General features: G+C 62.9%; 27 protein-coding genes. 17 read left to right on the forward strand and 10 right to left on the reverse strand.

The features are described from left to right. Window positions 1–168: 168 nt before the first annotated feature. From NKJ81_RS30915 to NKJ81_RS30935, 5 genes are all read right to left on the reverse strand, one after another. The gene (locus NKJ81_RS30915; protein WP_352542779.1) at window positions 169–549 is read right to left on the reverse strand and encodes a GFA family protein; all 381 of its coding nucleotides are present in this window, start codon (window positions 547–549) and stop codon (window positions 169–171) included. A 52-nt stretch (window positions 550–601) separates the two neighbouring features. After that, window positions 602–1,654 carry a Gfo/Idh/MocA family protein gene (locus NKJ81_RS30920; RefSeq protein ID WP_352542780.1) on the reverse strand — a complete coding sequence of 351 codons (1,053 nt, stop codon included), beginning with the start codon at window positions 1,652–1,654 and terminating at the stop codon, window positions 602–604. Window positions 1,655–1,709: 55 nt separating this feature from the next. Beyond that, complete coding sequence (locus tag NKJ81_RS30925; RefSeq protein ID WP_352542781.1) at window positions 1,710–2,495, reverse strand: ThuA domain-containing protein; 786 nt, start codon at window positions 2,493–2,495, stop codon at window positions 1,710–1,712. Between the two features lie 185 nt (window positions 2,496–2,680). Then, on the reverse strand, window positions 2,681–4,210 hold the full coding sequence (locus NKJ81_RS30930; protein ID WP_352542782.1) for a DUF2778 domain-containing protein: 1,530 nt from the start codon (window positions 4,208–4,210) through the stop codon (window positions 2,681–2,683). 644 nt (window positions 4,211–4,854) lie between these two features. Beyond that, the gene (locus NKJ81_RS30935; RefSeq protein WP_352542783.1) at window positions 4,855–5,667 is read right to left on the reverse strand and encodes a class I SAM-dependent methyltransferase; all 813 of its coding nucleotides are present in this window, start codon (window positions 5,665–5,667) and stop codon (window positions 4,855–4,857) included. 191 nt (window positions 5,668–5,858) lie between these two features. Here NKJ81_RS30935 and NKJ81_RS30940 point away from each other — a divergent pair, with 191 nt between their 5' ends. Beyond that, window positions 5,859–6,281 (forward strand): hypothetical protein, encoded by a 423-nt coding sequence (locus tag NKJ81_RS30940; RefSeq protein ID WP_352473275.1) that lies wholly within the window; start codon window positions 5,859–5,861, stop codon window positions 6,279–6,281. Between the two features lie 285 nt (window positions 6,282–6,566). Here NKJ81_RS30940 and NKJ81_RS30945 read toward each other — a convergent pair whose 3' ends face one another. Together NKJ81_RS30945 and NKJ81_RS30950 are read right to left on the reverse strand one after the other, a co-directional pair. Continuing rightward, on the reverse strand, window positions 6,567–7,163 hold the full coding sequence (locus NKJ81_RS30945; protein ID WP_352452320.1) for a cation efflux transmembrane domain-containing protein: 597 nt from the start codon (window positions 7,161–7,163) through the stop codon (window positions 6,567–6,569). A 31-nt stretch (window positions 7,164–7,194) separates the two neighbouring features. Continuing rightward, complete coding sequence (locus NKJ81_RS30950) at window positions 7,195–9,396, reverse strand: heavy metal translocating P-type ATPase (protein WP_352542784.1); 2,202 nt, start codon at window positions 9,394–9,396, stop codon at window positions 7,195–7,197. 75 nt (window positions 9,397–9,471) lie between these two features. Between NKJ81_RS30950 and NKJ81_RS30955 the strand changes: the two genes are divergently transcribed. The 15 genes from NKJ81_RS30955 (at window position 9,472) to NKJ81_RS31025 (ending at window position 20,742) form a co-directional block, all read left to right on the forward strand. Next, a complete protein-coding gene (locus NKJ81_RS30955; protein WP_502904360.1) occupies window positions 9,472–9,885 on the forward strand; it encodes a MerR family transcriptional regulator in 414 nt (137 codons plus the stop codon). Between the two features lie 99 nt (window positions 9,886–9,984). Beyond that, window positions 9,985–10,368 (forward strand): hypothetical protein, encoded by a 384-nt coding sequence (locus NKJ81_RS30960; protein WP_352542785.1) that lies wholly within the window; start codon window positions 9,985–9,987, stop codon window positions 10,366–10,368. A gap of 125 nt (window positions 10,369–10,493) precedes the next feature. Next, window positions 10,494–11,930 carry a multicopper oxidase family protein gene (locus NKJ81_RS30965; RefSeq protein ID WP_352542786.1) on the forward strand — a complete coding sequence of 479 codons (1,437 nt, stop codon included), beginning with the start codon at window positions 10,494–10,496 and terminating at the stop codon, window positions 11,928–11,930. 36 nt (window positions 11,931–11,966) lie between these two features. Further along, the gene (locus NKJ81_RS30970) at window positions 11,967–12,407 is read left to right on the forward strand and encodes a DUF411 domain-containing protein (RefSeq protein ID WP_352473267.1); all 441 of its coding nucleotides are present in this window, start codon (window positions 11,967–11,969) and stop codon (window positions 12,405–12,407) included. Window positions 12,408–12,445: 38 nt separating this feature from the next. Beyond that, window positions 12,446–12,886 (forward strand): DUF411 domain-containing protein, encoded by a 441-nt coding sequence (locus tag NKJ81_RS30975; protein ID WP_352473266.1) that lies wholly within the window; start codon window positions 12,446–12,448, stop codon window positions 12,884–12,886. Window positions 12,887–12,897: 11 nt separating this feature from the next. Continuing rightward, window positions 12,898–13,071 (forward strand): hypothetical protein, encoded by a 174-nt coding sequence (locus NKJ81_RS30980; RefSeq protein ID WP_352473265.1) that lies wholly within the window; start codon window positions 12,898–12,900, stop codon window positions 13,069–13,071. Next, window positions 13,058–13,666: a DsbE family thiol:disulfide interchange protein gene (locus tag NKJ81_RS30985; protein ID WP_352473263.1), complete on the forward strand. Its 609-nt coding sequence runs from the start codon at window positions 13,058–13,060 to the stop codon at window positions 13,664–13,666. Before NKJ81_RS30980 ends, NKJ81_RS30985 begins: the two co-directional genes overlap by 14 nt. A gap of 2 nt (window positions 13,667–13,668) precedes the next feature. After that, window positions 13,669–14,190 (forward strand): TlpA disulfide reductase family protein, encoded by a 522-nt coding sequence (locus NKJ81_RS30990; protein WP_352542793.1) that lies wholly within the window; start codon window positions 13,669–13,671, stop codon window positions 14,188–14,190. A gap of 13 nt (window positions 14,191–14,203) precedes the next feature. Further along, entirely contained in the window at window positions 14,204–14,515 is a 312-nt protein-coding gene (locus tag NKJ81_RS30995) for a hypothetical protein (RefSeq protein ID WP_352542787.1), read from the forward strand. A gap of 56 nt (window positions 14,516–14,571) precedes the next feature. Beyond that, window positions 14,572–15,273, forward strand: coding sequence for an SCO family protein (locus NKJ81_RS31000; RefSeq protein ID WP_352473261.1), 702 nt, complete (start codon window positions 14,572–14,574; stop codon window positions 15,271–15,273). A gap of 62 nt (window positions 15,274–15,335) precedes the next feature. After that, the gene (locus NKJ81_RS31005) at window positions 15,336–16,133 is read left to right on the forward strand and encodes a DsbA family protein (RefSeq protein WP_352542788.1); all 798 of its coding nucleotides are present in this window, start codon (window positions 15,336–15,338) and stop codon (window positions 16,131–16,133) included. A gap of 26 nt (window positions 16,134–16,159) precedes the next feature. Then, window positions 16,160–16,882: a cytochrome c biogenesis CcdA family protein gene (locus NKJ81_RS31010; protein WP_352473258.1), complete on the forward strand. Its 723-nt coding sequence runs from the start codon at window positions 16,160–16,162 to the stop codon at window positions 16,880–16,882. Between the two features lie 21 nt (window positions 16,883–16,903). After that, a complete protein-coding gene (locus tag NKJ81_RS31015; RefSeq protein WP_352473256.1) occupies window positions 16,904–17,470 on the forward strand; it encodes a hypothetical protein in 567 nt (188 codons plus the stop codon). Between the two features lie 126 nt (window positions 17,471–17,596). Further along, the gene (locus tag NKJ81_RS31020) at window positions 17,597–17,791 is read left to right on the forward strand and encodes a hypothetical protein (RefSeq protein ID WP_352473255.1); all 195 of its coding nucleotides are present in this window, start codon (window positions 17,597–17,599) and stop codon (window positions 17,789–17,791) included. A 416-nt stretch (window positions 17,792–18,207) separates the two neighbouring features. Beyond that, complete coding sequence (locus NKJ81_RS31025) at window positions 18,208–20,742, forward strand: NAD-dependent epimerase/dehydratase family protein (RefSeq protein WP_352542789.1); 2,535 nt, start codon at window positions 18,208–18,210, stop codon at window positions 20,740–20,742. On the opposite strand, the gene NKJ81_RS31030 is transcribed toward NKJ81_RS31025, so the two are convergent. The 3 genes from NKJ81_RS31030 to NKJ81_RS31040 are packed head-to-tail and all read right to left on the reverse strand — an operon-like array spanning window position 20,739 to window position 23,733. Further along, window positions 20,739–21,959 carry an NAD(P)/FAD-dependent oxidoreductase gene (locus NKJ81_RS31030; protein ID WP_352542790.1) on the reverse strand — a complete coding sequence of 407 codons (1,221 nt, stop codon included), beginning with the start codon at window positions 21,957–21,959 and terminating at the stop codon, window positions 20,739–20,741. The genes NKJ81_RS31025 and NKJ81_RS31030 overlap by 4 nt on opposite strands. After that, window positions 21,956–22,669 (reverse strand): methyltransferase domain-containing protein, encoded by a 714-nt coding sequence (locus NKJ81_RS31035; protein ID WP_352542791.1) that lies wholly within the window; start codon window positions 22,667–22,669, stop codon window positions 21,956–21,958. Before NKJ81_RS31035 ends, NKJ81_RS31030 begins: the two co-directional genes overlap by 4 nt. After that, on the reverse strand, window positions 22,666–23,733 hold the full coding sequence (locus NKJ81_RS31040) for a type III polyketide synthase (RefSeq protein WP_352542792.1): 1,068 nt from the start codon (window positions 23,731–23,733) through the stop codon (window positions 22,666–22,668). Before NKJ81_RS31040 ends, NKJ81_RS31035 begins: the two co-directional genes overlap by 4 nt. A gap of 269 nt (window positions 23,734–24,002) precedes the next feature. Here NKJ81_RS31040 and cueR point away from each other — a divergent pair, with 269 nt between their 5' ends. Continuing rightward, window positions 24,003–24,401, forward strand: a complete 399-nt coding sequence (cueR, locus tag NKJ81_RS31045) for a Cu(I)-responsive transcriptional regulator (RefSeq protein ID WP_352473250.1) — start codon at window positions 24,003–24,005, stop codon at window positions 24,399–24,401. The last annotated feature ends 134 nt before the right edge of the window (window positions 24,402–24,535 follow it).

A 24,535-nucleotide genomic window follows, 5' to 3' on the forward strand; every position in this document is an offset into this window, starting at 1 on the left:
AAACGCCGGAGAAGCCGCAAGCTCGAAAGCGCTTGACCTCAACATGCCGAATAGAGAAGTGCTTCAGGACTGCTGCAACCCGGACTTTTTCAACACTATCGGTCGAACTCGGTCGTTCAGAATGATTGGGTTTGATCCTGAAACGTCAGCCGGCCGTGGCCGGCGTCTTCAGCAGAACGTCGCCAGAGGCTCAGTGCGGATCTCGACCCACTGGCAGCGCCGGCTCTCATGATAGAAGGACAAGAAGGGCGATGGGAACGCAGGGTCCGCGAAAGCGCCCACCGGGATGACGGTCAGACCGGGCTGCGTGTCGATCCGGTAATGGACGGTGGTGCCGCAATCCGGGCAGAAGCTGTAGATGACGCGGCCGCCCTCGTCGCCAATGCGCGTGAACTCCGCCGAGCGGCCCTGGACAACAACGTCACCTTCCTCAAACCACGCGTTGAAGCTGAACGCGCTGCCGGTGCGTCGCTTGCAGGCCAGGCAATGGCAGACGAGACGCGTACCGGCTCGCCCGAGCAGGTGGCTGACAGCTGAGCGCAGGAACATTCGGCGCGCCGCGTGACCATGGCTGGCTCCTCTCAAGATTCCCTGAACGATATCACTGCGTATCGGTGCTCAATTCGGCCCGCTTCTCATCCGAGACGACGGCGAGATCGAGGACCTTCTGCAATTCGGCAGCATGCCGGAACGACGGTTCGGCCTGGACGCCGCTGCGCACCGCATCGACGAAGCGCTGGTAGTTGGTCTGCACCGTTCCGGCGTCCAGAACTTGCCATTTGGCGTTCTCGACATCCTCGCCGATGCAGGCTTTCAGCTCCGAGCCGGTCAGATTGTGCACGACTTCGATGCCACCCTTGTCGCCGTAGATGCGCAGTCGGAGCTCGTTGAGATGGCCCGTCGCCCAGCGGCTGGCATGGACGACGCCGAAAGCGCCATTGCTGAAATCGAGCGCCATGGTGAAACTGTCATTGGCGTCGAGCTCGTACTCCCCGATCCGGTTGCCAGGCGCCTTGTCGAAGGACCGCAGGCGGCAGAACACATGGTCGATGTCGAGCACCGCGCCATAGCTGGCGAAATCGAGGATGTGGATGCCGACGTCGCCCAGCACGCCATTGGAGCCGTGGCCGCGCGACAGCCGCCACAGCCATTTCGGATCGGTGCGCCAGTCGCCCCAGAACTTGGATATCAGCCAGCTCTGCAGATAGGACGCCTCGACATGCCTGACCGTGCCGATCTCGCCTGCCAGCACCATGGCGCGCGCTCTCTGCAGCGGCGCGACATTGCGATAGGTCAGGTTGACCATGTTGATGATGCCGGCCCGCTCGGCCGCATCGGCCATTTCACTGGCCCTCTGGTAATTTTCGGCGAGCGGCTTTTCGCACAGCACCGGCTTGCCCGCCGCGATCAGCATCATGGTGGTCGGATGGTGGATGCGATCGGGCGTCACGTTCGCCACCGCGTCGAACTTGCCCCATGCCAGCGCCTCGTCCAGCGACGCGAAGCGGTTGGGGATACCGTAGATGTCCGAAAACTTGTCGACACGCGTACGGTCGAGATCGACGGCGCCGATCAGTTCGACGCCCTCGATCTTGCCGAACTGCCTGGCATGCTCCTCCGCCATCCAGCCGGTGCCGAGTATCAACAGACGCATGATTCTTATCCTTAGGACAGGGCTTTATCTTCTTGTTCGATCATGGATTTGTCGTCTAGCGGAAGCCGGCTTCGCCCGCGGAATGAAGTTTTCCGCCGCGCTCGACGATCGGCTCGAGCGCCTTTTCCACCGGCACGTTCGGCGCATCGAGGATGGCCGGATTGGAGCCTTGCGGGTTGTACGCCCATTTCACCGCATTGCGCAGCACCTTCTGGACGTTGGCGTCGTGATAGGTCGGATAGGTCTCGTGGCCGGGCCTGAAATAGAAGATATTACCGGCGCCGCGGCGATAGGTCAGCCCCGACCGGAACACTTCGCCGCCCTGGAACCAGGAGATGAACACGGTCTCCAGCGGCTCCGGCACGGCGAACTGCTCGCCATACATCTCCTCGTTCTCGAGCTCGAAATACTCGCCGATCCCGGCAGCGATCGGGTGGTTAGGGCTGGTCACCCAGAGCCGTTCGCGCTCGCCCGCCTCGCGCCATTTCAGCGTGCAGGGAGTGCCCATCAGCTTCTTGAATACCTTCGAGAAATGGCCGGAATGGAGAACGATCAGCCCCATGCCTTCCCAGACGCGGCGCGCCACGCGCTCGACCACTTCGTCGGCGACGGCGCCATGGTCCTTGTGTCCCCACCACAGCAACACGTCGGTCTCGGCCAGACGGTCGGCCGGCAGCCCATGCTCCGGCTGCTCCAGCGTCGCCCACGACACTGATATTTCCGGGTCGAGCTTCAGTGCATTGGCGATCGTCGCATGCATGCCCTCGGGATAGATGCCCGCGACCACTTCGTTGGTCCGCTCATGAATATTCTCGCCCCAGGCGACAGCGCGTATTGTCATGATGTCCTCGTGATTGTTTGAAGCCGGAGCCGCCCACCGGCCACTCATACTGTCCCTGGACGGGATTGAAAACCTTCGAGATTGGCCAAACCTCCCCAGCTTCGTCATCCCAGGGCGGAGCAGGCGCGAAGCGACGTCGCGAAGACCCTGGGATGACGAAGCCATGAAGGACTGCCGCGAGCGACCTAAGCCCCTCGCCCCTCTTGGGCGACGCGTGTCAGCGGCTTCGACAGCCGCGGCACGACGACCAGGCGCTTGATCTTGCCTTTCTTGTAGGCGGCGAGGAAGCGGGCATAGTCCTTGAAGACGACGCAGCCATTCGATTCGGCGCGGCCGCCGCGCAGCATGTAGGTGTGGGCGAGCAGGCCGTCACGGCCATATTTGTTGCTGCCGCTGGCCGGCGTCAGACGGATCGCCTCGACACCGTGGAAGCGCGATTCGCGCATCGTCAGATTGTAGGTGTCCGGCGGCGTCGGGCCGACATTCTTCTTGTGGACGTAGCGTGGCTGGTCGACCATCGCGCCCAGTCCCGAATGTGCCTCCAGCCGCGAGCCGTCGGGCATATAGACGGTCTTGGCCGAGATGTCGTAGACGGCGACGCCGGTACCCATGTTGGGCGTGGTGAACAGGTTCCTGAAGGCTCCGCCGAGTCCGCCGGAAGGCATGTCGGGCTTGGCATAGGCCAGCATGTCGCCGCCCTGCGTCTTCGAACGTTTGCCCGGCTTGCCCGATACGGCCGGCACTGCCGCTTGTGACGAATTGCGAGGCGACAGGCTGCCGGGTTGCGTCTCGACCGGCGGAGCGTCGGCCGTCTGCACCTTGCTCGCCTTGGCGGTCCTGGAGGCCTGCGCCTTGGGCGGCTCCGTTTTCGATGCCTGATCCTTTTGCGCCTGATCTTTTCGCGCCTGGTCTTTTGGCGCCTGATCTCTTGACGCTTGAGCCCGCGGCGCCTCGGCCAGCTTATCGATGTCCGCCTGCGGACGCAGCGTCGGCAGCGGAACGCTGTCGGGCATGTCGTCCTGCGGCGGCAGCGAGGCCAGTTGGACCTCAGGCTCTTGCGTCTCTTGCGAAGCCGCGGGCTCGCTTGCCGCGACGGCTGCCGGGAGCACGTCGATCATCTGCTCCGGCAATGTATTCGCCAGCGCCAGCGCCAGGCGCGACGAGCGTTCGATCTCCGCCACCTCCGGCCCGAAGCGCACCGACGCCGGGCCGTTCGGGTCGGGTATGCGTACCGGCTCGGCGAACCGGGCGTCGGCCGGCAGGCTTGCGAGCATGACGGGTGAGCCGGCACGGGCAAAGGCGGCGGCAAGCTTTTGCGGCGACAGCGCGGCCTTGGCGACCACGTCGTCGAAGCTCGATTGCCGCGACGCATCAGCGACAAGCGGCACGGTATTGCGCTTGAGGCGGGCCGATTTTCCCTGGTGGACGAAGTTCGACGCCGACCGCAGGCAGTTGGCATCGCATCCGTGCTGCAGCAGCTTGGCCGAGAGCGCCGCGTTTGCTGCGGCCCATGTCGGGGCCTGCGCCTTTGCAAGGCTGCGGCGAGGATCGGCGAGCGCGATGGTGCGCGGCGCGAGCAGGCTTTGCGGGAGACCGTTGGAAGCGGCGCTGAGCGAGGTTCCCACTGAATAAAGGCCGGCCAAAGTCGCCACCGACCATAAAGCAATGGCTGCACCGACGGCCGGAACCGCGACCCAGCGCAGGCCGGGCCTCATCGAAGTCAATCCAGTTGCAGGACTGTCACCCCGGGTTTTCGCACTTACAAACGCCATTCAACCACTCTCAATCGGCCGATGCCGGCTAGCGGATTTCGCAGCCGTGACATTCACAGTTCGCCTGGTGCCCCCAGCACGCTTTGCGTCTGTTGCCGATTGATTCAAAAGATGGACAAAGTTGGTTAACCAATCCCTCTACCGACCGCCGATTGGGCGACGGTCACACCGAAAAACGCCCTCCAAAACCTGCATAGTTGGCAAAACTGCCCTCCAATGATGACTTTGCTGCCCGTTTTTGTCGGCCGAGTCAAGAAAGCGAAATGACTAGACCTTGCTGGGCGGAGTCGGCCATGGCTGCGAAAGTGAAGCCGCGCCGACCAGAATCGCGCGGCCGGCCGCCGCCGCCATCAAGCCCCGGCGATCGTCAACCTGCCACTTGTCGACCTGCCACTTGGGCGAATGAACGGTCATCGTCTGGGAATTCGGAATAGCGGCAAGACGTGTGCTGCATGGCAGCTGAACGTCGCAGGTGCTGGAACGGGATATCCAATACCTCGAGCAATTTCAGGAAAGTTTGAAACGGTTTTCCGTCCGGAATTGCGTCAAAACAAAAGACAGAGCGTTTCCGTGAAACGATGAACCGTTCAGACCACAGCCATGACTATGTGAGCCTGGATTTTGGCAGCAACCTCGCCGCTGCCATGCCTGTCTGCAATCGCGGCTGCGGCGTAGTCGGTTGCAGCGTCCAGTTTTCCCGCCTCTCTGGCCTCGATTTCATTGCGAAGGAGAGTGCCCTGGCAATAAGCAACGGCCGGAACGCGCGGCGAGGAGGCACGGCTTTGTTCGGCTCTCGTCTCGATCACCACACCGGAAAAACCTGCGTCCTCCAGCTCGCTACGGATCAGTGCCGTATCGTGGTAGCCATGCGGCGTGCGTGCCAGAAAGCGCGGCGGATCGTTCGGAAAAATCCTCGCCAGGGCATTCGTCACATCGTCCGCAAATACATTCTCTTCGATGCGATCCCATACGCTGAATAGAAAATGTCCTCCGGGCTTCAGGACTCGCCGGGCTTCGCGGTAGGCAGATGAGCGGTTGGGAAAGAACATCGCACCGAACTGACAACAAACGAGATCGAAGGCCGCATTTTCGAACGGTAGCGCCAGAGCATCAGCCTGACGCCAATTGATGCGATCGTCGGGAGCTTGCCGCGAAGCGGCGTAGTCGAGCATCGGCTGGTTGAGGTCGGTTACGACATAGCTTGCACCGGGCGACAGTTTTGGCGCCAATGCGCGGGTGACAACCCCGGTGCCCGCGGCGGTTTCCAGAACGGCGCTTGGCGACAAGGACGCTGCTCGTCGCGCAAGATCTGCGGCGAACGGCTCGAAAATCAACGGCACCATATAGCGGTCGTAGTTTTCCGGAATTGAGCCAGCGAATACCTTGTCCGTTTCCAACATTGCTATCCCCCGTCGCCCGTTTGATGGCTCGCCAGCATAGCATGGAATTGTTTGCTGTTCGGTCGCATTCGACCGGGAGGCGGTTCGCTTCCGTAAGCTCCGAAACGCCGTGCTGCAATTATCTGCATGTGTGCTAATGTATTGTGGTCATGCGCATTGGTGCGTGGCCAAACATTAAATGGGAGGACGCGATGAAAACCATGAATCGCAGGTCCGCGATTGCGCTCGGCGTGACGGCGGCAGCGGTAACGCCTTTGTTCACGCTGGCGGCGGCGGCAAAGGTGAAGAAATACGGCCCGAAGGAAGGCAAGGAGATTGCACCCGGCGTCAGATTGGTCGAGGTCGGCACCGGCAATTCCGATATCCCCGCCTACAAGAGCATCTCAATTGTCGATATAGTCTTTCAGCCCGGAGCAGCCGCCCCTCAAATGGTGATGGACAACGACATGGTCTGCACCATTGCTGCCGGTGAATTCACGATCAAGAAGGCGGACAAGGAATTCAAGCTCAAGGAAGGTGACGTGTACACCTGCTCCAAGGGCAAGACCGACGAGGCAGCCAACACCAGCAAGGTGGTCGGCATCCACCGCATCGCTGTCTTGATACCTGCCTAGCGTATACCGACGAAATCGGCCCGCGTCCGCTTCGGAGACGCGGGCCTTTTGATGACGTGCGTGGCCTTGAGCGGTTCATCGCTTCACCGCTTCGACCCGGTCGACTTCGTCCAAGTGTGGTGAGGCTCATGCTGTTCGTGGTTTTTCCTCCCGATTTTTACTTATGAGCGGTTCTCCCTCCGACCGCTTTGAAAGGGTGATATTATATTAGAGATCGCGCAAGTTTCTGGCTGACTGCTGCATTGGCGGATTGGCAATGCGGCAGCGCGCTGAGCGTTTTGGAGTTCACGAAACGGCCCGGTGCTCTTCCCGAGCTGCCTCCCAGACCTCGCGCGCCGCATCTGCATTCAGTGCCGCGATTCCCAGGCCGACGATCAAATCCGGCCACGCCGAGCGCCACAGGAAGGCCGTCACCAATCCGGCCAGTATGATCGCAATATTGGCGACCGCATCGTTGCGGGCCGAGAGGAATGCCGCCCTGGTAAGACTGCCGCTGTGATGGCGGTAGCGCGCCAGCATGTAGGCGCACGACAGATTGACCGCCAGAGCGCCTAATCCCGCCAGCGTCAGCGCCGTTGGCTGCGGCGGCACCGGCATGTTGAACTTTTCCCACGCGGTCCACAGCGTCGCCAGGCCCGGCACCAGCAGGATAAGCGCCAGCGCCATGCCGACCCGCGAGCGGGCACGCAGCGACCATCCCATGGCGAGCAGTATGAGGAGATTGACCGAGGCATCTTCCAGAAAATCGACGCTGTCGGCGAACAGCGACACCGAGCCGATCGCCAGCGCGACAGCGAATTCAATGCCGAAATAACCCAGGTTCAGCAGTGCGACGACAAGCACCACCCGGCGAAGGCCGTCCGACGCAATGGCTTGCTGCATGGTCTGTCCTAACACGATGCCGTTGTCGCTCTTACCAGCTGCTCTTCCAACGCAACAGCCGCATGGCATTGGCCGTCACCAACACCGTCGCCCCGGTGTCCGCGAGAATGGCGGGCCAGAGGCCGGTGATGCCGGCGATCGTCGTCACCAGGAACACTGCCTTCAGGCCCAACGCAATGGTGACGTTCTGCTTGATGTTGGCCATGGTTGCTTGGGACAGCCTGATCATGGCCGCAACGTCGCCGACGCGTCCATGCAGCACCGCTGCGTCAGCCGTTTCAAGAGCCACATCGGTGCCGCCGCCCATGGCAATGCCGACATCGGCCGCGGCAAGTGCCGGCGCATCGTTGATGCCGTCGCCGACCTTGGCTACCCTAAGCCCCTGCCCCTTCAACTCGCCGAGGATGCGCTGCTTGTCCTCAGGGAGCAGTTCGGCGCGCACCTCGATGCCGAGCTGTTTGCCGATGGCAGCCGCCGTGCGCTTATTGTCGCCGGTTAGTATGACTGTCCTGATGCCTGCATTGGTCAGCGCCTTTAGACCGGCGAAAGCATCCGGCCGGGGTTCGTCGCGCATGGCAATGAAGCCGGCCAGCGCGTTGTCTACAAGCAGCACCGCCACTGACTTGCCTTCATCGTTCAATGCCACGATGCGTGCCGCCTGGTCTGCTGGCAGCAGGTTTATCTCGCCCGCCGCGACTGGCGATCCCAGAAACAGGTCCTTGCCGCCGACACGACCGATAACCCCTTTACCGCCGATCGCTTTGGCTTCGGCGGCAGGCGGCACGGGAACGTTGCCGGCTTTGGCCCTTTGGAGGATGGCCAAAGCGAGGGGATGGCTCGAGCCGATCTCAAGCGCTGCCGCGAGCGAAAGGATGTCGCGTTCACTGGCACCCACTGCAACGACATCGGTGACTTGTGGCTTGCCGAGCGTCAGCGTGCCGGTCTTGTCGAGCGCCACGGCGTTGATGGTCGCGAGCCCTTCCAGCACGGCCCCACCTTTCATCAGCAGGCCGCGCCGGGCTCCCGCCGAAAGCGACGCCGCGATCGCCGCCGGAACTGAAATGACCAGCGCGCACGGGCAGCCGATGAGCAGCAGCGCCAGCCCCTTGTATATCCATTCGTTCCAATCGCCGCCCAAGAGCAGCGGCGGTGTGGCGGCCACGAGCGCCGCGACGGCGACAACGCCGGGCATGTACCAGCGCGAAAAGCGATCGATGAAGCGCTCTGTCGGCGCCTTGTTTTCCTGCGCCTCCTCGACCAGCTTGATCACGCGTGCAATCGTGTTGTCTGCGGCGGTCGCCGTCACCTTGACGCGCAGCACGCCGTCGCCGTTGATAGTGCCGGCAAAGACCGTGTCGCCGACGTCCTTGCGCACCGGCACGCTTTCACCGGAGACGGGTGATTCATCGATGGCGCTCCCGCCTTCGGTGATCTCGCCGTCAGCCGGAATCCGGTCGCCCGGCCGCACGAGGAGGATGGCGCCCACAGCCAGGCTTTCTGCCGGCACCTCGCGGGTCTGGCCGTCTTTCTCGACGAACGCGGTTTTGGGAACGAGGGTCGTGAGCGCTTGAATACTGGACCGTGCGTTGCCGGCCGCAACCCCTTCGAGCAACTCGCCGATCAGGAACAAGAAGACCACCGTCGCCGCTTCCTCGCCGGCACCGATGATGACGGCCCCGGCCGCCGCCACAGTCATCAGCATTTCGATTGTGAACGGAATGCCTGCCGCTGCGGCCATGGCCGCTCGGCGCGCGATCGGAGCCAGGCCGAGCAGCATTGCGGCGATGAAGGCCCACGGGCCGGTCGCGGGCCAGGCGTAATCAATCGCGAAAGCCACGGCCAAGGCGACCCCGCTGGCGATGGCCAGGCGGCCCTTGGCGCTGTCCCACCATAGCTCCGACGCCGGCGCATCATCGTTGTCATGTAACCCCGCTACGTTCTCGTCGTGATTGCGCCTTCCGTCGGCATGGTTGTCGGCGGATTGATCGGACGCCGGCGTCCCAGACTTGGAGGTCAGCGGAGCGACGGCGTAGCCGAGGGCGGTGACCTTCCTCTCGATCGCGCCGAGATTGCTTTCGGGAGTATGAGTGACCATCAGTGTGCCCGCCGAAACGGATACGCTGATGTCCTGAACACCAGGCATCCGCCGCACAGCCGTATCGATTTTGCTGGCGCAACCGGCGCAATCCATGCCTTCCACGCGGTAGCGGGTCTGTTGTTTGGCTGCAGCCATGGTGAACCTCTTGTATCTTCGAGCGCGACGCTACATCCTCTAGCGACTAGAGGAGCAAGCGAAATGTCAACAGGTATGACCATCGGTGAAGCGGCCCGACACAGCGGCGTGAAGGTTCCAACCATCCGCTACTATGAGCAGATCGAGTTGCTTCCTGCCGCTGCCCGCAGCGAAGCCAATCGCCGGCAGTATGAAGCGGCAGACTTGCGCCGGCTCGCCTTCATCAGGCACGCGCGCGAGTTGGGGTTCGGGATCGAAGCCATCAGGGCGCTGCTGACGCTGCAGGATAATCCCAGCCAGCCTTGTGCGACCGCCGACGCCATTGCCCAGGCGCGTCTGGCCGACGTGGTTCAGCGGATACGCAGCCTTACAGCGTTGAAAGCCGAGCTGGAGCATATGGTCGAAGGCTGCCGGCACGGAAAAGTCTGCGAATGCCGTGTCATCGAGGTGCTGGCGGATCACGATAAATGCGAGCATGCCCGGCACTGATTGGCTCCCCTTGGTCGCTATGTCACAGCATTGGCACTTGCAAAAACCGTACTTTGCGGTCAGCCTGAGCAGATGTTGGCTCGGCTGTCGCCAAAACATATGCTTGTCACGCTGCTCGCGGTCTTCCTGACCGTGGGGCTCAGCCTGTCCGGTGCACAGGCCAGCATCATGTCGGCAACGATGACGGCCGGCATGGCTGCCGGCGATGGCATGAGCATGCCCGCGGGGCCCGGCATGGACAAGATGGCCGATGCCGCCATGAAGGGTGACTGCAAGGGATGCCTCAAGGGTGCCGGCGATGACGGCAAGGGGATATACTGCCCGCCGACCTGCATTGCCCCGGCGCTTGCGTTGCTGCCGCAGAAGCTCGAGATGACGGCAACCCCGCTGCCGTCGCAAATATCGCCGCTGCCGGTGCCGTTCCTGCACGGACGAAGTTCCCTGCCCGACCCATACCCTCCCAGACCCAGCGCTCTCGTCTGACGCCGTTTCAGCCGTCCCACGGCTGATGTCCGGCGTCCGGTCGCCCGCTCGCGTTGATGCGCGACGGGCGCGGACAAGCAATCAGTCGACGCTCGCCGTCGATCGAGATCGCAAGGAACGTAAGGGTGAATAGCAATTCCAGTCTTTTCCTGTCGCGCCGCGGGTTCCTGCTTGCGGCGGCGGGCGTCGCCGTCTCGACGTCGATGCGCCCGGCGCGGGCAGCCGCAGTTGATGAGCGCCGTATCAAGGTCACGCCGGCCCATGCCCGGTTAATCGACACAGGTGGCCCGCAAACCACGGTATGGGCCTATGACGGCACAATTCCCGGCCCGACGCTGCGCCTGCGGCAAGGCCAGCCGGTCCGCATCACTGTCGAGAACGGTCTCGACGAGGATACGACCGTCCACTGGCACGGCATTCGCCTGGCAAACGCAATGGACGGCGTGCCGGGCCTGACCCAAAAGCCGATCGGGCCGGGGCAAAGTTTCGTCTATGAGTTCACACCGCCGGACGCCGGCACCTTCTGGTACCATCCGCATGCCGACAGCCTGGTGCAGATCGGCCGCGGCCTTGCCGGCCCCCTTATCGTCGAGGAGGCCGAGCCGGTCGCCGTCGACCGCGACTTTGTCTGGCTGCTGCAGGACTGGCGGCTTGCGGCCGATGGGCAGATCGCCGGCGGCTTCGGCAGTGCCATGGATGCGTCGATGTCGGGCCGCGTCGGCAATGTCGTCACCGTCAACGGCACGGGGCCAGGCGATCGGAGCGTGAAGGCCGGCGAGCGCGTCAGGCTGCGGCTCGCCAATGCCTCGCTTGCCCGCATGATGGCGCTGCGCTTCGAAGGCCACCGTCCGGTGGTCGTCGCCATCGACGGCCAGCCCTGCGATCCGCATGAACCGGAGGGTGGTCGCCTGGTGCTGGCGCCCGCCATGCGCATCGACATCGTGCTCGACATGCAGGGCCACCCCGGCAGCCGCCACGCGGTGATCGACGATTTCTACGACGGCCTTGCCTACACCCTGACCACACTCGCCTATGACGCAGCGCCGCCGCTGAGAACCCATCCGCTCGGCACGCCAGCCGGCCTGCCGCGCAACCCTCTGCCCCAGCCCGACCTCGCTGGCGCCGAGCGCCAGGAGATCGTCCTGCAGGGCGGCATGATGGGCGGCGGCAAGCTCAAGGGCGTCGGCGGCATGATCGGCATGGGGATGATGGGCATGAACGGCGGTGCGGCCTGGGCGATCAACGGCATGTCGATGACCGGCGACGGCCATGCCGGCATGGCGCCGCAGTTCACGCTGAAACGCGGTGTGACCTGCCATCTCACCATGCGCAACGAAACCGCCTGGTGGCACCCGATGCATGTCCACGGCTTCAGCCTGTCGGTCATCTCGCGCAACGGTTCGCCGGTGCCGCACCGCCAATGGCAGGACACGGTGCTGCTCGCCCCCAAGGATGTGATCGAATGCGCCTTCGTCGCCGACAATCCGGGCGACTGGATGCTGCACTGCCATGTCGCCGACCACCAGATGGCGGGTCTGATGACCGTCTTCCGCGTGACCTGATTTTTTCGCCACCCAATCACCCAAGGAGAACTGCAAATGAAACTGCCCTACTCAATCGCCGCTCTCGCGGTCGCAATCGCAATGCCGATGCCTGCATTCGCCGCAACGATCCAGGCGGTGATGTACAAGAACCCGAGCTGCAGCTGCTGCGAGACCTACGCCGCCTATCTCGAACAGAACGGCTTCAAGGTCGAGCTCAAGCCGACCAACGACCTCAGCCAGATAAGCGCTGGGCTCGGCGTTCCCGCGCAATTGCAAGGCTGCCATTCGGTGGTGATCGGCGACTACGTGGTCGACGGCTTCGTGCCGGTCGACTTGGTCAAGAAGATGCTGACGGAACAGCCTCAAATCACCGGCATCGCCATGGCCGGCATGCCGATGGGCTCGCCGGGAATGGGCGGCGAGAAGACCGAGACCTGGAAGATCTACGCCTTCACCAAGGACGGCAAGGCGCCGACCGTCTACGCGACGCAGTGACGGCCGGCGATGAATTTCTGGAACCCGAGGAGACTGCCATGAAACTGACCTACTCGCTTGCGGCCTTCGCCGTCGCGATCGCCATGCCCCTTCCGGCCGTCGCCGCGACGATCGAAGCGGTGATGTACAAGAACCCGCAATGCAGCTGCTGTGAATCCTATGCTAACTATTTGGAGCACAATGGCTTCAAGGTCGAGATCAAGCCGGTCAACAACCTCTCGCAGATTAGCGGCGATGCCGGCGTGCCGGCCGACCTGCAAGGCTGCCATACGCTGATGGTCGACGGCTATGTCGTCGACGGCCTAGTGCCGGTCGAGATCGTCAAGAAGCTTTTGACCGAAAGGCCAGCAATCACAGGCATCACGCTGGCCGGCATGCCGACGGGCGCGCCCGGCATGGGCGGCGAGAAAGACGGGACCTGGACGATCTATGCTTTCACCAAGGACGGCAAGGCGCCGACCGTCTACGCGACGGAGTGAAAGGCACCGCGATGTTGACCGACATTTCCGATTGTCCGGCCAGAACCTGGCTTGCGATGACCTTCCTGTCCGTTGCCGGTTTCCTCGTGCTGCTGGTTCTGGTGCTCGCCGTCGCAGCACTCGCAAGATACGTGCTGACGGGTCGTCGGACCACAATCGGCCGGGTGCATCATGACCAGCGGTGACGTTCAATCCGATGCGGGACCGGCAGCCATTCGGCGCGCCTTGCTTCGACGATTACTGGTCGTCCTGCCCGTGATGATTTTCGTCGGGCTGGCCGTGTTGCTCGCCTGGGGGCTCACGCGCAATGCGTCCGACATTCCATCGGTGCTGATCGGCAAGCCGGTGCCCCAATTCAGCCTGCCGCCGGTCCAGGGCCGCACGTTTGGTTTGTCGAGCGGTGACCTGCGGGGCGACGTTTCGCTGGTCAACGTCTTCGCATCCTGGTGCTTGGCCTGCCGCGAGGAACATCCTGTGTTCATACAACTGGCGGCGAGCAAGACGGTGCCGCTGCATGGGCTCAACTACAAGGACAGGCCCGATGACGCCGCACAATGGCTCGACACGATGGGCGATCCTTATACGCGTACCGGCGCGGATCTGAACGGCCGCGTCTCCATCGATTGGGGCGTCTACGGCATACCGGAAACCTTTGTCGTGAGTGCCGACGGCCGCATTGTCTACAAGCACATTGGCGCGGTGACGGACGAGGCCCTTGAGAAAACGATCATGCCGCTCGTCGAGCGCCTGAGGGCCGAGGCGAAGGAGCGGCAACCGTGAAGATGCTCGCTCTCGTGCTCTTCGGCGCCTTGCTCGCGGTGGCGCAGCCCGCATCGGCCGTCGAGCCGCCGCAGGACTTCGCCGTTCATGAGGCTCCCGTCCCCGTGCCGGAAATCAGCTTTGAGGACGCCGACGGTCAACCGAAAACGCTTGCGGATTTCCACGGCAAGGTCCTGCTGCTCAACATCTGGGCGACATGGTGCGCTCCCTGCCGCAAGGAAATGCCGACGCTCGACCGGTTGCAAGCCAAGCTCGGCGGACCGGACTTCGAGGTCATCGCGCTGTCGATGGATCGCGGCGGTCCGGACATCGTGAAAAAGTTCTTCGCCGAGATCGGCGTCGAGCATCTCGCCCTCAACATCGACACAACGGGCAAGGCGATGTTCACCCTCGGCGCCCTCGGCCTTCCCATGACATTGCTGATCGACCGCGAGGGCAAGGAAATCGGCCGGCTGATCGGCCCAGCCGAATGGGATTCACCCGAAATGATGGCGTTCATCCGCAGCCATTTCGGGGCCAACTGAGAAAGGAAAAGACATGACCACAACAGAATCGCCCGAAACCTCGCAGGCTTCGCTTGGCCGCAGCATTCTTCACGCCATCCGCCACTATCTCGGTGACCGGCGCGGACTAATCGCTGCCGGCACGGTCATTGCCGTCGCCGGCCTCGCCTTCAACTGGACATGGCTGGTCGCCGCGGGCATTGCGCCACTGCTGCTCAGCGTCCTGCCTTGCGTGGCCATGTGCGCGCTCGGCCTGTGCATGAACCGGATGACAGGCCGCACCTGCCAAACGGAAAACGCTGCCCCAAAAGCGGATGGGGACGGCACCACGAAAGGCAGCGGTTGATGCCTATCCAGACCCAAAACGAGCGGCAAGCGCTCTCGCCGACTTTGGGCACGCGCTTGCTGTGCGGCCTGATCGCACTGGCGGCGCTGATCCTCGGCCTTTTTCACGGCGCGCAGGCGCATTCGCTCGATGAAGTCGACGCCATGCTCAAGGGCGACGAGAAGTATTTCCAGCCGATTGATAAGCCGATACCCGATTTCACCCTGCGCACCGCTGAGGGGCGTATCGTGCGGCCGACCGAGTTGCATGGCAAGGTCGTCGTCCTCCACTTCGTCTACACGTCGTGCACGGACGTATGCCCGCTCCACGCCGAGAAGATCGCCGAGATCCAGGCGATGGTGAACGCCACGCCGATGAAGGACCAGGTCACCTTCGTGACTATCACCACTGACCCGACGCGGGACACGCCGGACGTGCTGCGCAGCTACGGGCCGGCGCACGGGCTCGATCCGGTCAATTGGTTGTTCCTGACCACGACACCCGATCAGCCGGAGGACGCGACCCGCAAGCTGGCGGAAGCCTTCGGCCACAGATTCAGCAAGACAGATGACGGCATTCAGGCGCACGGCATCGTCACTCATGTCATCGACAAGGAAGGCCGGTGGCGCGCCAATTTTCACGGCCTGGATTTCGCGCCGGTCAATCTTGTCACCTTCGTCAACGCGCTCACCAACGGCGTCGAGCGTCCGCACCATGAACAGGAAACGGGTGGGGAGCCGGACGAAGGCTGGCTGGCAAAATTGAAGAACTTCTTTTGACGCGCAATTTCGCCGGCGGCATGCCGACCGGGCGCCTCGACGGAGAACAAGGAGAGATGCATATGACGATCAGCGTAAAACAGGCAAACCGATATGGGAGCTGGCTTGTCCGCGCCCTGCTGCTTGCCGCCGTGACCGGATGGTTCCTGCTAAATCCGGGCCTTCAGGGCGCCGGGCGATCGGCGATGGCGGCTGGCGGAATGTCCCAGGACCAAATCGACCAGCGCATCCACGACTATATCCTCGCCCATCCCGAAGTCCTGGTGCAGGCGCTGCAAAGCCTGGATCAGCGCCAGCGCGAGGCCGAGGCGGCCCAGGTAAAGGCGGTTCTGGCGTCGCGCGCGGACGACATTTTCCGCGACAAGCAAAGCCCCGTCGGCGGCAATGCGCAAGGCAACGTCACCATGGCCGAATTCTTCGACTATAATTGCCCTTATTGCCGCCAAGTGGCGCCGATCATGGCGCAAGCCGCGGCCAACGACCCGCAGTTGCGCATCGTCTACAAGGAATTCCCCATCCTCGGCCCTGATTCCGTATTTGCGGCCAAGGCAGCGCTCGCGGCTCAGATGCAGGGCAAATATGCGGAGTTCCACAAGGCCCTGTATGACGCCAAGAGCCGGGTGAACGAGACGATCGTTCTCAGGATCGCGGCCGAGGTCGGCCTCGACGTCCCTCGCTTGAAGACCGATATGCAGCATCCGGACATCCAAGCGGCGATTGACCAAAATGCGAAACTGGCTCAGGCGCTGAAAATCGCCGGAACGCCGACTTTCGTCGTCGGCGACCAGATTTTTCAAGGCGCGACCGATCTTGCTTCGATGAAGAAATTGATCGGGCAGGCAAGGGCCCTGAAGAAGTAACGCCGGCAAGCGGGAACAATTGACCGATGCCCGAACTCTCCAACATCGGCGTGCTGACCGCCTTCGTGGCCGGCATCGTCTCGTTTCTCTCTCCTTGCGTGCTGCCGCTGGTGCCGGGCTATGTGTCCTATGTCGCCGGCAGGACGCCGATGGACGGGTCGGCGCGCCTGTCGGCGGCCGCTTTGAGCCTCTGTTTCGTGCTCGGGTTCTCGACCGTCTTCATCGTGCTAGGCGCCAGCGCCACGGCGCTCGGCCGATTGCTGCTCCGCCACCGCATCGAGCTCAACCTGGCCGGCGGTGCGATCGTCATCCTGTTCGGCCTGTTCCTCACCGGTCTGCTTCGCCCATCCTGGATGATGCGCGAAGCGAGATTTCATGCCGATATGCCCGGTGGCAAGGCGACGTCGGCCTATGTTCTCGGCCTCGCCTTCGCCTTCGGCTGGACCCCGTGCATAGGCCCGATCCTCGGCGCCATCCTGACCGTCGGCGCCGCGTCGGCCACCGTCGCCGAAGGCGTGACGCTGCTCGCCGTCTATTCGCTCGGCCTCGGCCTTCCCTTCTTGCTTGCCGCTCTGTTCACCGACAGTCTGGCGCGGCGGCTGAAGGCGATGCGCCGGACCGGCTCGATGTTGCAGTTCGCCGCCGGGGGTATCATGGTCGTCATGGGGCTCGCCATGGTCACCGGACGGATGTCGACATTCTCGTTCTGGCTGCTCGAACAGTTTCCAATATTCACGCGCATCGGCTGAAGACCGGGAAAGGAATTAGTCATGGTCCGGACAATGTCCCCAAACAGACGAATGGTTGTTTTCGGCGGTGTTTTCGGCGCCGCGATGGTTGCCGGCTTTGTCAACGAACCGGATTTGGCAATCGCTGCGGAGGACCCCGGTATGGCGGGTCGCTTCAAAGACCTCAGCGAAAATGGCAACAGCACGTGTTCGGCCAAATTCACGGAGTCGATCGCAACCATGCCAAGCACGTCGCGGATCAAGGGCTCATGTTGCAGCCCGATGGAAATGAAGCGCTACATCGAGCAGTTGAATGGGCTGACCAAGTATCGCGATATCGCCATGATCCCCGTCGATCCATACGACATTCCGGCTGGCATCGCCCAAAAATTGATTCCCTACTACGATGTGAAACTCTCCGGCGAAGAGCAGCAGGCCTACGACTATGCGATGGCCAATTCCAACGAGAAAGGCCCATGCTGCTGTCAATGCTGGCGCTGGAAAGTGTATGGCGGGCTGGCGAAGTTCCTGATCCGCGAGCACGGTTTCACCGGCAAGCAGGTCGTCGACGTCTGGGATCTCTCCGACGGCTGCGGCGGTGGAGAGTAGAGCCGGGCGACGCCTCGGATGCGGTTCAACAAGCGCTCTCAACCTGTTCTAGCTTCTTGAAAGGAGCGCTTGACCTTCCGGTGGCTGGAACGGTTAGGCTCATTGCCAACTTCCGGAGATCGTCCAATGGCGGACCGAACCATGAATTTCGAAAGGCAGCTACTGGCCCTGTTCAGAGAGGCATATCGGCAAGGCAGATCAGATGTCGCGGAGCATTTGCTGCGAGCGCTGGAGGCACTGGATCAAAGCCCTGCCATTCCCGAGTTACCGCACGGCCAGCATGTTTTGGCCGAAGCCTACTATGAACTCGTTCGTCGATAGCATTGAACATGCCCTGATTGACCGGCAAGCCACCGCCTTCGTGGGCTGATCGAGTTCGCCTTGACGGGCGTACATGGCGAACTAGTTCCCCTCGCAATCGCCGGTGGCAGCGGCGGCGGGAGGGATGATTGTAATGATGATGGACGGTTCAATGTGGATGATGGGCGGCATGGCGCTCATTTGGGTCCTGGTGCTTGTCACCCTCGTGCTCGCGATCGCGGCGCTGGTCAAATATTTGCGAACCTGACGGCATAGGCAGTCGGGGTCAAAAGAGCAAAAAGGACGGAAAGTTGTAGGCGTCACCGGAAGCAGCAGCGTCATCGGGTCGGCGTCGGAACTGGTCCGGCCCTCCGGCTCTTAACGTCTGTCGCCTTCGGCCCTCTCAGGAGTGGCAAATCGCCGGCTATGAGGTCTGGATGGCGAAGCGCAAAGACACGGTTATTGTTACCGGCAGCACCGGCTTCATCGGCTCGGCTCTGGTCAACAGCTTCGCCGACCGGTTTGCTCTCGTCGGCCTCGACCGGGCGGCGACGCGTCAGCCGCCGCCGGCCGCGGAGTGCGTCTGCATCGACCTGACATCGGAGGACGCCGTGGCAGCCGGCTTGGCGCGCGTGCGGACGGCCTATGGCGCCCGCCTCGCCTCGGTGATCCATCTTGCGGCCTATTTCGATCTCACAGGCGAACGGAACCCGCTCTACGAAAAGATTACGGTTGGCGGCACCGAGAAGCTCCTGCGCGCCCTGAAACAATTTGAGGTCGAGCAGTTTGTCTTCATGAGTTCGATGCTGGCGCACAAGGCTGGCCGACCAGGCGACATCATCGATGAGGATTGGCCGCTCGAATCGAACCTACCCTACCGCACCTCGAAGATCGAGACCGAGCGCCTGATCCATGAGCAGCACGGGGCGATCCCTGTCGTCTATGCCAGGCCGGCCGGCGTCTATGATGATCTTGGCCGTAACGCATTCCTCGCCAATCAGATTGCGCGTATCTACGAAGAGGATCCGACCGGGCATGTATATCCGGGTGACCTGCGCACCGGGCAGTCGTTCCTGCATCTGGAAGACCTCATCGAGGCGGTGGCGCGCCTTATAGATCGGCGCAAGAAACTTCCCAGGGAGCTGGCGCTGCTTCTCGGCGAGCCTGAGGTCATGGGCTACGGCGAACTTCAAGCCGAGATTGGTCGGTTGATCCGTGGCGAGAACTGGGAGACACGGGAGGTGCCGAAGGCGCTCGCCAAGACGGGTGCCTGGGTCCAACAGGACGTGCTGGGCGAAGAATCCTTCGTTCGTCCCTGGATGGTCGATATCGCCGACGACCACTACGCGATCGATATCAGCCGTGTCCGCAATGTCCTCGGCTGGCAGCCCCGGCATTCCCTGCGCGAGACGTTGCCGCGGATCGTCGACGCGCTCAAGGCAGATCCCGCCGGCTGGTATCGGGCCAACAAGCTCAACGCCGCCAAGGTGGCCGGCAGCGGAACAAAAGCGCGAGAGAAAGACAAGGCGTTCGAGGCCAAACACGACAAGATGAAACCCGGACACATGGCCGAGATGGCGGGGATGGGCAAGCAGATGCTCTGGGCTCATTTCCTGGTCATCACGCTTGGCGTGTGGCTCCTCACCAGCCCGCTTCAGTTCGCGCTGTTCGATCCGGCGGCGGCTGGCACTGTGCGTGACGTCACGCAAGAGCGTGGACTGTGGGAACCGGTGCTGCGCAACGCGCTCACCGGCTGGAGCGACATTGTCTCGGGCTTGCTGCTGATGCTGTTTGGCGGGCTCGCACTGTCGCCGCGTTTTTCCTGGGCGCAATGGGGCACGACGATCGCCGGCCTATGGCTGCTGTTCGCGCCGCTGTTCTTCTGGACGCCGAGCGCCGCCGCCACCATGAACGACACGATCGTCGGCGCGCTGGCCATCACTTTCTCGGTGCTCGTCCCGATGATGCCGGGCATGAGCCACGAAGGGATGATGGACGAGAGCACCGTTCCGCCCGGCTGGACCTACTCGCCGTCATCCTGGCTGCAGCGCCTGCCGATCATCGCGCTCGGTTTCTTCGGTTTCCTTATCGCCCGCTATCTCACTGCCTACCAGCTCGGCCATGTGGGTGCTGTCTGGGAGCCGTTCTTCCCCGGCGGAGACGGCAGGAACGGCACGGAATTCATCATCACATCCGACGTTTCTCGAGCCTGGCCAGTCGCTGATGCTGGGCTTGGCGCCGTGGCCTATATGATCGAAACCCTGATGGGCGCGATGGGCACGGCGACCCGCTGGCGCACCATGCCCTGGATGGTGACCTTCTTCTTCATCCTGGTGGTGCCGCTCGGCGGCGTCTCGATCTTCTTCATCATCATCCAGCCGATCATGATCGGCACCTATTGCACACTGTGCCTCATCGCGGCGGCGGCCATGCTGGTCATGATCCCGCTGACGCTGGACGAGGTGGTCGCCATGGGCCAGTACATGCTGCGCAGCGTGCGGGCAGACCGTCCGTTCTGGCGCACCTTTTTCCAAGGCGGGCCGGAGCCGAACGGCGAGGCGGACAAGAACGATCCCGGCTTTTCCGCCGCGCTTGCCGCACAGTCCGCCGCAGCCATTCGCGGTGTCACGTTTCCATGGACGCTGGTCGCATGCTGTATCGTCGGCGGTTGGCTGATGATCTCGCGGCTGGTCTTCGGCACGGCCGGCGCCATTGCAAACAGCGATCACCTCTCGGGCGCCATGATCATCACGATCGCGGTCTGCGCCATGGCCGAGGTGGCACGGCCGTTGCGTTTCCTCAACCTGCCGTTCGGGTTATGGCTGATCGCAGCGCCCTGGCTGCTCGACGGCGCGACCAGAGGTTCGACATTGAACAATGCCGTTGCAGGGCTAGTTGTGATCGGCCTCAGCCTGCCTCGGGGGCGCCGAAGCAAGGAGCACTACGGCTCATGGGACCGCTATGTCGCCTAGACGAAGCCGGGAACCGGCTTGGTCTTGCCGCTCAGTTGCGCGCCCAGCGTCAGTGTCTGCGGGAAATTCCGGACGATCGCTGCCATCAAGGTGGCGCTGCCGGGGCGAAGGGCAATTCCGGCAACGGCCGCGGCGGCGTAGACCCGTGTCGAGAACAGTCTTTTCCAGGCCGCCCCGTAGCGTGTGGCGGCAGCCTCGCGCCCTGCCCGGCCACTTGGCGCGGATGCGAGTTCGCAAGCCAGCAGCCAGCCGGACTGAAGCGCCATCGAGATGCCCTCGGCGATGACAGGATGAGACTCTCCAGCTGCATTGCCGACGCGGAAGATGTCCTCTTCGTAGCACGAGCGAATTCCCGGCCGGATCGGACCTGCGGCAAGCCACGGACCGTCGAGGAGAGCCGGTTCCAAGGCGTTCCTGACGCCTCGGCACGAGTCCACGAGATGGCGCGAGACCGCATCGGCGGCCGACACGTGGCTCCGTTGTTTGGGGCCATATTGTTTACGCAGCCGCGCGAGCATATCGCGCCGGATGCAGCACGAGATCGACAACCGGCCATGATCCGCCGAAACCATGCCGCCATAGCCGCCGGGGAAGGCCAGCAGAGGCATCAAATCCGGCGGCAGGGACGACCCGGTGAAATGCGCCTTGAAGCCGAGCAGGTCCGACGGGCGATTGGCCTTTGCGAGCTGGCTGGGCAATGGTCCCGGTTCCCACGAGCCGTGTGCGGCGACAATCACCGGCGCTCGCAATATCGCCGCTTCATCCCCGGCCTGAATTCGCACCCTTCGCATCTCACCGTCCGGCTCGATGGCGACGGCGCGGCAAGGTTGAAAGATTTCGACACCCGCCGATCGCGCCGCTTGCAAAAGCAGAGAGTCGAGAATGTCCCGGCCGAGCGCCCGGCCGAAGCTGTCTTTCCCACGAGGCCCAGCTCCTGCACGTGGCATTGCCGCCTCGACGCAGGTCTCCCCGGAAAACAAACCGACGCGGCGGATTTCGGGGCCGGCATTGGCACGCCAGGCATCGCCGATCTCGAGCCGGTCGAGAAGCGCAAGATTGCTTGCCGAGATGTATTCGCCGCAGACCTTGCGGCGCGGAAATGCGGTCTTTTCCACAATTGCCACGGCCCATCCGCGCCGGGCCAGCGCGAGCGCGACGGATGTGCCCGCCGGGCCGGCGCCTATGATGATCGCGTCATGGGTCGACAATCGCGTCATGGGTCGTTGCCGGCGCTGGCGCCGACGAAAATGTGGGAAAACAGGCCGGCGCGCCGTTCCTCGACCGGTTTGCCGTTGGCCGCAAGCCAGAGACCGGAAAGCTCGCTGCCGCGAAAGCCGGCACGCACGCTTTGCGCCGCGTCGTTTCGTGTGACGTCGTTGGCGCCGATTGCCGGCAGAAGACGGGTCGCGGCCAGCGGCAGTTTCGCCCGCAGCGGCTCTGTCGCAATGAGCAACGGGGCTTTCGGCCCGATCAGCGAAAACAGACGCACGAGCTGTGCATCATCGAGGTGATGCAGGAACAGATTGACGGTGACGGCGTCGAAACGCGCACTCTCGATCTTTCCTGCCCAGTCGAAGACATCGGCGGTGACGCCTTCCGCCCTCCATCCCAGCCGGTCAAAATCGCCGCGCAATTGCGCGGTGAGGAGGCCGACGCGGTCGAGCATCACCAGTTCGACCCCGGGCCAATGCCTGGCCACGCGCCGCGCCACCGCCAGCATGAAGGAGCCATCGCCGGCGCCGATCTCCAGGATGCGGCGTGGCGGCGTTGGCACGAACCTCCTGAGCAACGACGTCATGATCGGCGCCTGAAACATCAGCATATTGATGCGCCGAAGGTCGCGGCGCGCGGCCAGCGCTCGCGGATCGTCGGCCGCAAGTCCGTCGAGGATTTCCGGCGCAAGCTGCCGGTGCTCCAGGCCGCTCATGACACCGTTCGAAAGAGCATGGTTTCGGCCGTCAGCCCGGGTCCGAACGACATGCCGCAACCGAGCAGGCCGGGTGGCGCCTTCAGCATCTCCTTCATCACGAACATGACGGTCGCCGACGACATGTTCCCATACTGGCGCAACACCTCGCGCGATGGTTCCAGCGCGGTGGGCTCCAGTTCCAGGGCCCTTTCGACGGCGTCGAGCACCGAACGTCCACCCGGATGCACGGCCCAAAGGTCGATGTCTTTCGCCGATCGGCCTCCGAGGATGGCGGCCTGGCTGTTCCGCAACGCTTCATGAATCGCTGCCGGCACCTGGCCGGAAAGAACCATTTCGAAGCCGTGGTCGCGAATGTTCCAGCGCATCAGGTCCCGCCGTTCCCTCGCCACCAGACAGTGAAAGCTATCGAGCTCGATGCCGGCCGGCTCGGCAGTGATGAGCGCAGCCGCGCAGCCGTCGCCCCAAAGGCAGAACGACAGCAGTTTTTCCAGTTCGGTGGTCTGTCGCAGATGCATCGTGCAGAGCTCGATATTGACCAGCAGGACCTTGGACTGCGGGTCGGAGCGGACGATGTGGCGGGCCAGCTTGAGGCCGTTGATCGCCGCATAGCAACCCATGAACCCGATCATCGTGCGTTCGATCCCGTTCGGCAGCCCGCAACGCGCAACCAGCTCGAGATCGATGCCCGGCGCCGAAAAGCCGGTGCAGGTGGTGACGATCAGATGGGTGATGCGGGAAGCGTCGTCGCCAAGCTGCAATCCGTCGATGCCCTTTTGCGCCAGAACAGGTGCGGCATCGTCGAACATCGCCATTCTCGCCGCCGTTCCGGGAAACGCGCCCCGGATGAAGGTTCCGGCCAGGTCGGCGGACGGTCCCTCGGGGTCGGACGCCGGCGCAAAGCAGGAATAGCGGTGCTCGATGCCGGCAAGATCGGCCATGCGTTCGAAGATCCTCCGGCGATCGGCCGCGAGCATGGAGGCCGCGAAACGCAGGTAGAATTCATGAACCTCGTGCTCCGGTGCCGCTGTCGCGATCCGGTTGATATAGGCCTTGACGGGCATGTTCTGTCTCCTCGGCGTCTGCACGGTGTTGCGTCGAGCCAGCGCCGGAGGGTCTTTGCTCATCGGCACCCGGTGTCGAACACCGGGTTTTGAGCACTGTTCGGTAAAAACGTTTCCGAGGACCGATTTCTTCCCGAAGGTTCAGTATGTACTGGCAGGCAAACGGTTGGAGCGGGCGGGCGGTTGCGTCAGGCATCCAAAATCGCCACATCATGTTGACCTTCCATCTACTGGAAGGTCTATTTCCTCCGACAAAGGAGATTTCCGCCATGAACATCGGCGTCGCATCCGAAAAATCCGGCTTGCCGGCCAAGACGATCCGTTACTACGAGGATATCGGGCTCTTGCACCCGGCCCGGACGGACAATGGCTATCGTGATTACTCGACGGCCGATATTCACCGGCTGCGCTTCCTGCAGCGCTCGCGAAGCCTGGGGTTTTCGGTCGACGAATGCCGCCAGCTGCTGTCGCTGTACCAGGACAGGGAACGTGACAGCGCCGACGTGAAGGCGATCGCGAAAGCCAAGCTGGTCGAGGTCGACAGGAAGATCGCCGAACTGGTCGGATTGCGCGGCTTGCTTCACCAATTGGTCAGTCACTGCCACGGCGACGAGCGGCCGGATTGCCCGATTATCGACGAGCTGGCAGGACAAGGCGTCGCCCAGTGAGGTGGATTGAAAATCGGAGCGGCTGACGTGCAAACTTCGCTGTCATGCCGGCTTGTGCTGCCGCACGACCTTCCATTCATGCCAGATCAGCACCATGACGACAGCATCGAATACGGTCAGGACAAGCAGGCCGA

This window comes from Mesorhizobium sp. M0018 (assembly GCF_040323955.1).
Lineage (GTDB): Bacteria > Pseudomonadota > Alphaproteobacteria > Rhizobiales > Rhizobiaceae > Mesorhizobium.